Below are 8,898 nucleotides of genomic sequence, written 5' to 3' on the forward strand. Positions count from 1 at the left end.
ATGACAGAAGAAAAAAGAATTGAACAACTTAGAAAACAACTCGAAAAATATGCGATCGAGTATTATATTAACGACGCCCCCAGCGTGAGCGATCAAGAATACGACCGCCTGATGCAGGAGCTGATCGCTCTTGAAGAAAAACATCCAGAATTGTATGATCCCAATTCGCCAAGCCAGCGCATCATCGGCAGCGTCTTGAAAGGATTTGAAAAAGTCGTCCACGCCCAGCGGATGCTTTCTTTGTCCAATGTCTTCAACAAAGAAGAGATCGAAGACTTTGTCGCCCGCATTCAAAAACAAGTGCCTAACCCCGAGTTTGTCGTCGAATGCAAATACGATGGACTTGCCATGTCGCTCTTGTATGAACACGGCCGCTTTGTAAGAGCCGTGACTCGAGGCGATGGAAGCGTGGGCGAAGATGTCTCCAACAATGTCAAAATGATCCAGAGCATCCCGCTCTACATTGAAGAAAAAGGACCTGTGGAAGTGCGAGGCGAAGTCTATATGCCTAAAAAGAGTTTCGAGCTGCTCAACGAGCTGCAGGAAACGCTCCATTTGCCGCTCTTCGCCAATCCAAGAAACGCGGCGGCCGGCACGATCCGCAATCTCGACTCCAATATTGCCAAAAAACGCAAGCTCGACGCGTATTGGTATTATTTCCAAAACGCGATGGATTATGGCATCAAGAGTCAGCAAGAAAGTTTAGAAGCGATGAAACAGCTAGGGTTTAGGGTCAACGAGACGTATCGTGTATGCAAGAGCGCGGAAGAGATCTGGACCTTTATTCAAGAAATGGCGTCCAAACGAAGCGCGCTTCCTTATGAAATCGATGGGATGGTCATTAAGCTCAACGACCTAGCGGCGCAAAGAAGCCTAGGAATCACGGCCAAAGCGCCGCGGTATGCGACCGCCTATAAATTCCCAGCCGAAGAAGTCACGACCCGCTTGCTCGATATTACTTTGAGCGTAGGTCGGACAGGAAGGATCACGCCGAATGCGGTCTTAGAACCTGTTCGTGTAGCTGGAACGCTTGTTTCGGCGGCCACGCTTCATAACGAAGATATGATCAGGCAAAAAGATTTGCGGATCGGCGATATCGTCGTCATCCATAAGGCGGGCGATATCATTCCAGAAGTCGTGGAAAGCTTGAAAGATCGACGAGAAAAGGAGCTTGAAGAGTATAAATTTCCTAAGCATTGTCCTGTTTGCCACAGCAAGCTTGTCCGGCTAGAAGGTGAGGCGGAGCATTTCTGCATCAATCCCGATTGTCCGGCCCGCATTGTCGAAAGCATGATCCACTTCGCCTCAAGAGAAGCGATGGACATTGATTCTTTGGGCGATAAAAAGATCATCCAGCTCCACGATTGGCATTATCTCAATACACTGGAGGATATTTATCGCCTTCACCAACATAAAGAAGAGCTGCTCGAAAGAAAAGGCTACTCTCAAAAAGGAGTCGATAAGCTGTTGGCTAATATTGAAGAAAGCAAAAAGAGGCCGCTAGCCAATTTGTTGTTTGGCTTGGGGATCCGACTTGTCGGGAAAAAAGCAGCCACGATCTTGGCGGACCATTTTTTAAGCATGGACAACTTGATGGCGGCTAGCGAAGAAGAACTTTCCGCGATCAAGTTCATCGGACCGATCACCGCCCAAAGCATCAAGGCCTACTTTAAAGAAAAAGAAAATCAAGAGCTGATCGATTTTCTCAAACGCGAAGGCTTGAATATGGAACAAGAAGAGCGGGTTCAAAAGGAAAGCTTTTTCACCGCGAAAAAAGTCGTGCTGACTGGAAAGCTAGCGATGCCTCGAAACGAGGCGAAAGCGATCTTAGAAAGCTTAGGGGCCGATCTTGCGGGTTCGGTTTCTAAAAAGACCGATCTAGTGATTTATGGAGAGGACGCGGGAAGCAAGCTTGCCAAAGCTAGGGAGCTCGAGATTCCGCTGATGAGCGAAGAACAATTTTTAAAGGAGATCGAACATGATGAAAAAGATTGAGCGAATTCTTCTTGCTTCTTGTCTTCTTTTCTCTCTTAGCGGCTGTACGGTCTTAAATCCCAAAGATTCGCAAGACCGCTCGACGATGACGTATCAGGCAGCTACTCCTTTTGTGAGCAGCGATACGCGGGTCAAACATGTTTCTTTGATCAGCGACGCGGATGTGCGCACCGAAGTAGAGAGTGGCTTGATGGATCTTGCGAAAGAACATTTTCCCCCAAATTCTGTGACGTATCGGGTCCATTCGTTTCTCAATTACGACGAGCTGGATGCGACCGATGGCTCGCGAGGACTTTTAGGAACATTGAGAGATGGCAACCCGAATGGCTTGAATCCCAATTCAAACGAGGATTTTGACACTGGAAATGGGATCGTCAAAGGGGGCGTCATTCTCGTGGACATTTACGAGCTTGATTTTTATAAAGACGATCAGCTCGATGGGATCGCGCTTTCGCTAGTCGTCAATGATAAAATCGTATACAATAATCAAGACTATGAGATCACGCCTGAAAAAATGCAGGCGTATCTTGAAGTGACATCGAACAAGCTGGCGACCTATATGAAGGAGCGTTTCAACGAGATCACGAATCGCGTGCCGATCTTGATCGCGGCCTATGAGCTGAATTCGGACGCGATGTCTTCCTCGAAAGGAGGCTACGTGTATGAAGGCTACTACAATGGCAATTCAAGCTCGTTCAAGGCGCTTTCACAAGAGCATGTGATCGTTCCTGGCTCTTCTTTTTCAGAGCTTGATCCTAATATGGCCAGCGAGTTCAACGCGTATAAAGCGGATCTGCTCCATATTTTGCCGGACGCGACTTTTGTGAGCGGAGAAGCCAAATTCGAGAGTGGAAAATGCACGAAGCTCGATTTGACGATCACGAGTCATGGAAAAAGTGTCGGCGAGATCTTGGCGGTGATCCAGGCCGCCAAAGAGGGGATGAAGCATTTTTCTCCGATCGATGTGCAATACGATGTGGAAGTGATCAACGATGGACGCGTCTATGCCTTGCTTCGTCGAAGCAAAGGGCAAGATAGTGTCGAAGAAATGACATGGATATAGAAAGAGGGATCATTTTGGAAAAATTCAGCAATGAGTATTTTAAAAAGCTAGCCAATGATTTGCGTTTTGATTTGAATGACGAAGAGATCGAAGCGCTCAAGCGCGACTTTATCGAAGTGGAAAAACAAGAACGGCTTTTCGAAAGTATCGATACGGACGGGATCGAGCCGATGGTCTATCCGTTCGAGGCGCCAACGGTTTTTTTACGGGAAGATCAAGTCGAGGAAGTGCTTTCGCAAAAGGACGCGTTGGAAAACGCGGCTGATGTTCGAATGGGACACGTGCATGTACCAAAGGTGGTGAAGTAAGATGAAGATCCATGAGCAAAAAAGCTTTCAGGAAGCGCGCGATCAATTGAAAGAAAGCCAAGCGGCTTTGAACGCGCTCGTAAGTATCTATGAGGAAAAAGAGCCTTCGAAAAGCGAAGGGAAACTAGCTGGAGTGCCTGTTGTTTTGAAAGACAACATCAACACGAAAGGGCATTTGACGACGGCTTCAAGCAAGATCTTAGAAAATTATGTGCCTGTGTATGATGCGACAATCGTAAAAAAACTCAAAGAAGCGGGGGCTTCTATTGTGGCGAAAGCGAGCATGGACGAGCTTGGAATGGGCGGAACGAATCGAAACGCTTTGACAGGGCCTGTGCATAATCCATACGATCTAGATCGGATTTCAGGAGGAAGTTCGGGAGGATGCGCGGTCGTTGTCGCCAGCGGGATCGTTCCTCTTTCGATCGGGACCGATACGGGGGATTCGATCCGTAAGCCTGCGGCCTATACGGGTGTGGTTGGTGTGAAGCCAACGTATGGCCGTATTTCTCGGTATGGGATCATTCCTTACGCGAGTTCATTGGATACGGTGGGGTATTTTACGACGAATGTGGCGGATGCCGCTTTGGCGTTGGAAGTGCTTGCTGGACGAGACGATCACGATATGACTTCTTCGTATGAAGAAGTTTTAGAATATTCTCAGCTTTTGAACGCGGATCTAGAAGGGAAGCGGATCGGAATTTTTAAAACGGTCAACGAGGAAGTGAAAGATCCGATCATCAAGGCAGGTTTTGAACAGTTGGAGGAAAAGCTTCGCGCCAAAGGGGCGATCCTTGTTGAAAAGAGGATGCCAGAACAATATATGAATTTGATCGCGCCGGTGTATCGGACGATCGCCAATGCCGAAGCGACCGCGAACCATTCGAATTTGGATGGGATCCGGTTTGGGCGTCGTGAAAATGGCGAAAGCGTGGACGCGGTCATGACGAATTCGAGAACGGCTGGCTTTTCAAGTTATGTGCGGGCTCGTTTTGTGATCGGTTCATATTCGTTGTTTGAAGAAAATCAAGATAAGCTTTTTAGAAAGGCGCAGAAGATTCGTCGTCTGCTCGTGAGGGCGTATGCTGATTTGTTCAAAGATATTGATGGTTTGTTGGCGATCGCGGCGCCTACCCTCGCGCCAAAGATCAAGGAGAGCAGCGATTTACGCTTTCAAGAAGCTTCGTTCGCGGAAGATCATATGCAGTTGGGTAATTTTTCTGGCTATCCTTCGATGACGCTTCCTTTAGGCTTTGAGGATGGGCTTCCTTTTGCTGTGAATTTGACGTGCAGGCCGTTTGAAGAAGAAACGATGTTTGATTTGGCGGACGGCATTGAGGAGTGCACAGGGTTGGCAGGACAAGTAAAAGAGGTGAGAGCATGAGTCAGTATGATGTGACGATCGGGATCGAGATCCATTGTGAATTGAAGACGAAAACGAAAATGTTTTCGAGCGCTCCTGTCTCGTTTGGGGAAGTGGCGAATACAAGTGTCAACGAGATCGACTTAGGGCATCCTGGAACGCTTCCGTGTGTGAACAAGGAGGCGGTCGCTTTAGCGATCAAAGCGTGCACGGGCACGCATTGCACGATTGATCCGCTCGTTCGTTTTGATCGTAAAAACTATTATTATTCCGATCTTCCTAAAGGGTTTCAGATCACGCAGCAATTTTATCCGATCGGAAAAGACGGGTATGTAGAGATCGAAGTCGATGGAGAAACGAAAAAAGTCGGCTTGGAGCGGATCCATATGGAAGAGGACACGGCTAAGCAGTTCCATAAAGAGACGGGGACGTATATTGATTTCAATCGGGCTGGGGTTCCTTTGATCGAGATCGTTTCTAAGCCAGATATGCATTCGGCCAAAGAGGCGGCAGCCTATGTGGAGACGCTTCGCAAGATCTTGTTTTACTTGAATGTTTCGGATGTGAAGATGGAAGAGGGAAGCATGCGTTGCGATGTGAATATTTCTTTGAGCGACGATCCTGAAAAGCTGGGCACGAAGGTCGAGGTCAAAAACTTGAATTCGATTTCGAATGTGCAAAAGGCGGTGCAGGCGGAGATCGAGCGTCAAAGCGCGCTTTTGGATGCGGGCGAAAAAGTGGAGCAGGCCACGAGGCGTTTTGACGAGGCGAGCAAGACGACAGTCTTGATGCGTAAAAAAGAAGGCACGGTCGATTATAAGTATTTTCCGGAGCCGAATATTTTTCCGATCCAGCTGGATTCCGCGTGGATCGAGTCGATCCAAAATTCTTTGGAAGAGCTTCCGGATGCAAGGATCGAGAGGTTCATGGATTCGTTTGGGTTGAATGAGTACGATGCTTCCACGCTTGTGGCGGATCGAGATATGGCGGATTTCTATGAAGAAGTGATGAAGACGACAAAAGATGGTAAAAAGGCGGCCAATTGGGTGCTTGGCGATCTTTCGGCTTGGATGAACAAGCACAATCGAAAGTTTGACGCAATGCCTGTGCCGGCTAGCTATCTTTCGAGTTTGATCGAAGTGATCCAGTCGGGCAAGATCAGCGGAAAGCAAGGAAAGAGCGTCTTCGAAAAGATGATGGAAGGAAAAGATCCTCTTCAAGTCATTCAAGAGGAGGGCATGGAGCAGATGTCGGATGATTCGGCTTTGTTGGCGATCGTCGATTCTGTTTTGGATGCCAATCCGCAATCGATCGCGGACTATAAAAATGGAAAGGATCGCGCGATCGGCTTCTTGGTCGGTCAGGTCATGAAAGCTTCGAAAGGAAAGGCGAATCCTAAGAAGACGAATGAACTTATTCGTGAGCAGCTTCAAAAACGATAAAGGTTGTAAGGCGGAAAGCGTTTGGTTTCCGCTTTTTTCGTGGTATGATAACTAGAGAGTTTGAATTCGTTTGAGGAGGTTTTTTATGCCTGAATTGAAAAAGATAAAGAAAAAGGTCAAAGCGCCCAAGTCGCAGAAGGTCAAGCAAGGTCATAAGCTTGTCTGGCTGACGTTGATCATTATCGCGATCCCTTGTGTTCTTGTGGGGTACGTGCTGATCACGAGCATGGGCCAGCAAAATCAGCCAGTGATCGGCTCGCGCTTTGATCGGGGCGATATCGATCCGAAGATCAGCGAGGATCAGCTCAATCAGATCCAGCAAAGCTTGAGCGAGATCGGGGGCGTGGAAGGCGTGAGTGTCGATTTGAAGTCGGCGACGCTTCGCGCGCATTTGAATATTGCGGATGACGCGAGTCAGGATAGTGTCAACGCGATCGTGGAGGACGCGTATAACCGGATCGCCCAGATCCTTCCGATCGAGCAATATTTTACCAACAACGAGAATGGCAAGATGTATGATCTTGAAGTGGATGGGTATAATTACTTGGTGGATGAGGCGCATCCTCAAGAGAGCCAGATCTATATCAAGATCACGAAAACGGGCGCGGGGGAGAGAGTGGTGGATATTCTTAGCCAGCCAAAGGATCAAGACCTCGTTAATCAGATCGTACGAGGCTAAAGAGCGTGTGCGCTCTTTTTTTTGATAGGAGTAAGATGCATGGTCAATATTTTGATGAATACGAGTATGATCGACGAGGCGTGGTGCTTTCCAATCTTGAGGCGGTATATCAAGCCGAATATGAAAGTGTGTGTGGTGGCGCTCTCGTTTTTTGACGACACGAAAACCCAAGCGGATTGGAACAAGCAATACCAAAAGGGGAGCGGGATCTGGTATCGCGCCAATCACGATGTCTTTTTTAAATATGGGATCAAGGATGAAGATATTTCTTGGATCAACTATTTTCAAGACTCGAAGGAAGCGATGAAGGAAAAGATCGAAAGCGCGGATCTTGTTTTGTTTACGGGAGGGGCGCCTGATCTGATGATGAAGCGGATCAAAGAGAAGAAGCTTAAAAAAGCGCTCCAGCAATTTGATGGAGTCATTATTGGCTATAGCGCGGGCGCGATGATCCAGCTGGATGAATATCATATTAGTCCAGATCCAGATTATCCAAGTTTTTCTTATGAACGTGGCTTAGCGTATCAAAACGATTTTGATATCGAAGTGCATTATGATCAAACGAAGACGCAGCTTGCTTCGATCAAGCGTGTCTTAGAGGAAAAGAAAAAGCCAGTCTATGCGATCTATGAGAAGGGTGGTTTGATCGTAGAGGAAACGGGGATCACGTGTTTTGGTAAAGTCGATTTGTTTGAATGAGTTTTGAGGTTTCTTCATTAAAAAATGGAAGCGTGTTTGTGATCAACACGCTTTTTATGTTTGGGAAAACTGAAGATATTGGATCCAGCAGGCTTGGATCATCGAAGCGTTTTTATAGTCCTCGATCGATCGATAATACGCAGTCAAGAACGGATAGAGGATCATTTCGAGTTCAACATCACGGAAATCAGGCAGTTGATTTAAGAGGCGTTCAATAAGAAGAGCAGGAAGCAGCTTGTTTTCGATTCTTTTTTCAAGTAGAACGAAAAACTGCTGGATAAAGTCTGTTCGTGGACTGGATGAAAAAAGAGCGCGGAATTCGAGGATGGATTGACGGGCTTCTTCAAGATTTCCAAGTTTATAGTTTGCGTAGGCTAAGGTGATATAGATATCTGTAAACTTGCTGCCGGCTTTTTTAGCTTTTTTGGCTTGCAAAAGAGCGATTTCATTATTTTCTTGGATAAGCGAACACCACGAATAAGATTCATATGTTCTTGGACGAATATTCTTTTCATCAATTTGTGATTGGCTTAATTCGAGTTCCCGATATAATTTTTCCGCCAGTGTGTAGAGATGCAATTCCGCATATATGTTTCCTTTATTTAATTTGGCATGAATAAGTCGGCGATATGCGCCTGCTTTTTGGAGGTTATGTTCACATTCATCGCTATGTTCAAGAGAAGCAGTGAAATTGCCGGCGATTTTTTGTTTTAAAATCAAATGATATAAGATCAGACCTTTTAAGTTTTGCGAATCGATCGAGTTGCAGTAGCTCAATGCGGTATGCAAAGCTTGTATTTGTGTTTTCAAGACTTTTTTATCCATCGAATAAATCGAAACTCCATATAAATCATATAGGACGGCTAAATGATAATGATCTTGAAAATAATCGGAATCAATCAGTTCCTTAATTTGTTCCATGCAGTCTATATCTAGAAAATTATCGTAAAGTCCCTGTAACAGCTGTATATGGAAATAAGCAAACGAATGGAGATATTTTGAATTATCCAGGATTGGTTTTATTTCATAAGCCATGGATTCATAAGTCATCATCAAAAAAGCATGGACACTTTTCCTGATCCAGGACTCAACTTCTTCAATAAGATCCGGATCAAACGAAAAGCGGAAATCCTCATCAATTTTTTCAAAGAAATCAATCACCTTTTTGAAAGTTTTTTCATCTATTTCCTGCTTCCCAGCCTCGATTTTGCTCAAAGAACTATTCGGGATTTGAATGGCTTTGGCCAGGTTTTGTTGAGAAACTTCATAATATTTTCTTAAATGTTGGGTATAAATACGGTAAAACCTTGAATAATCGAACATTTTCTATCAAACTCCATTTCTTTTCA

The 8,898-nt window shown here is 45.9% G+C and carries 8 protein-coding genes; 7 read left to right on the forward strand and 1 reads right to left on the reverse strand.

From position 1 onward, the window contains the following. The 7 genes from ligA to BO225_RS10425 all read left to right on the forward strand — a co-directional run bounded on the left by ligA (position 1) and on the right by BO225_RS10425 (position 7,549). Positions 1–1,995 (forward strand): NAD-dependent DNA ligase LigA, encoded by a 1,995-nt coding sequence (gene ligA / locus BO225_RS10395; protein WP_076342151.1) that lies wholly within the window; start codon positions 1–3, stop codon positions 1,993–1,995. Further along, complete coding sequence (locus tag BO225_RS10400) at positions 1,979–3,058, forward strand: CamS family sex pheromone protein (RefSeq protein WP_076342152.1); 1,080 nt, start codon at positions 1,979–1,981, stop codon at positions 3,056–3,058. The genes ligA and BO225_RS10400 overlap by 17 nt, the downstream gene beginning before the upstream one ends. Continuing rightward, a complete protein-coding gene (gatC, locus tag BO225_RS10405; protein WP_419185481.1) occupies positions 3,049–3,366 on the forward strand; it encodes an Asp-tRNA(Asn)/Glu-tRNA(Gln) amidotransferase subunit GatC in 318 nt (105 codons plus the stop codon). The genes BO225_RS10400 and gatC overlap by 10 nt, the downstream gene beginning before the upstream one ends. A 1-nt stretch (position 3,367) precedes the next feature. After that, positions 3,368–4,750, forward strand: a complete 1,383-nt coding sequence (locus BO225_RS10410) for an amidase family protein (RefSeq protein WP_076342153.1) — start codon at positions 3,368–3,370, stop codon at positions 4,748–4,750. Then, positions 4,747–6,171, forward strand: a complete 1,425-nt coding sequence (gene gatB / locus BO225_RS10415; RefSeq protein WP_076342154.1) for an Asp-tRNA(Asn)/Glu-tRNA(Gln) amidotransferase subunit GatB — start codon at positions 4,747–4,749, stop codon at positions 6,169–6,171. The genes BO225_RS10410 and gatB overlap by 4 nt, the downstream gene beginning before the upstream one ends. 85 nt (positions 6,172–6,256) lie before the next feature. Further along, positions 6,257–6,850: a hypothetical protein gene (locus BO225_RS10420; RefSeq protein ID WP_076342155.1), complete on the forward strand. Its 594-nt coding sequence runs from the start codon at positions 6,257–6,259 to the stop codon at positions 6,848–6,850. Positions 6,851–6,889: 39 nt separating this feature from the next. After that, the gene (locus BO225_RS10425; RefSeq protein ID WP_076342156.1) at positions 6,890–7,549 is read left to right on the forward strand and encodes a Type 1 glutamine amidotransferase-like domain-containing protein; all 660 of its coding nucleotides are present in this window, start codon (positions 6,890–6,892) and stop codon (positions 7,547–7,549) included. Positions 7,550–7,603: 54 nt separating this feature from the next. Here BO225_RS10425 and BO225_RS10430 read toward each other — a convergent pair whose 3' ends face one another. Then, a complete protein-coding gene (locus tag BO225_RS10430) occupies positions 7,604–8,872 on the reverse strand; it encodes a helix-turn-helix domain-containing protein (RefSeq protein ID WP_076342157.1) in 1,269 nt (422 codons plus the stop codon). Positions 8,873–8,898: the final 26 nt, after the last annotated feature.

Origin of the sequence: Dubosiella newyorkensis (assembly GCF_001945605.1) — a bacterium.
In the GTDB taxonomy this organism is placed as follows: Bacteria; Bacillota_I; Bacilli_A; order Erysipelotrichales; family Erysipelotrichaceae; genus Dubosiella; species Dubosiella newyorkensis.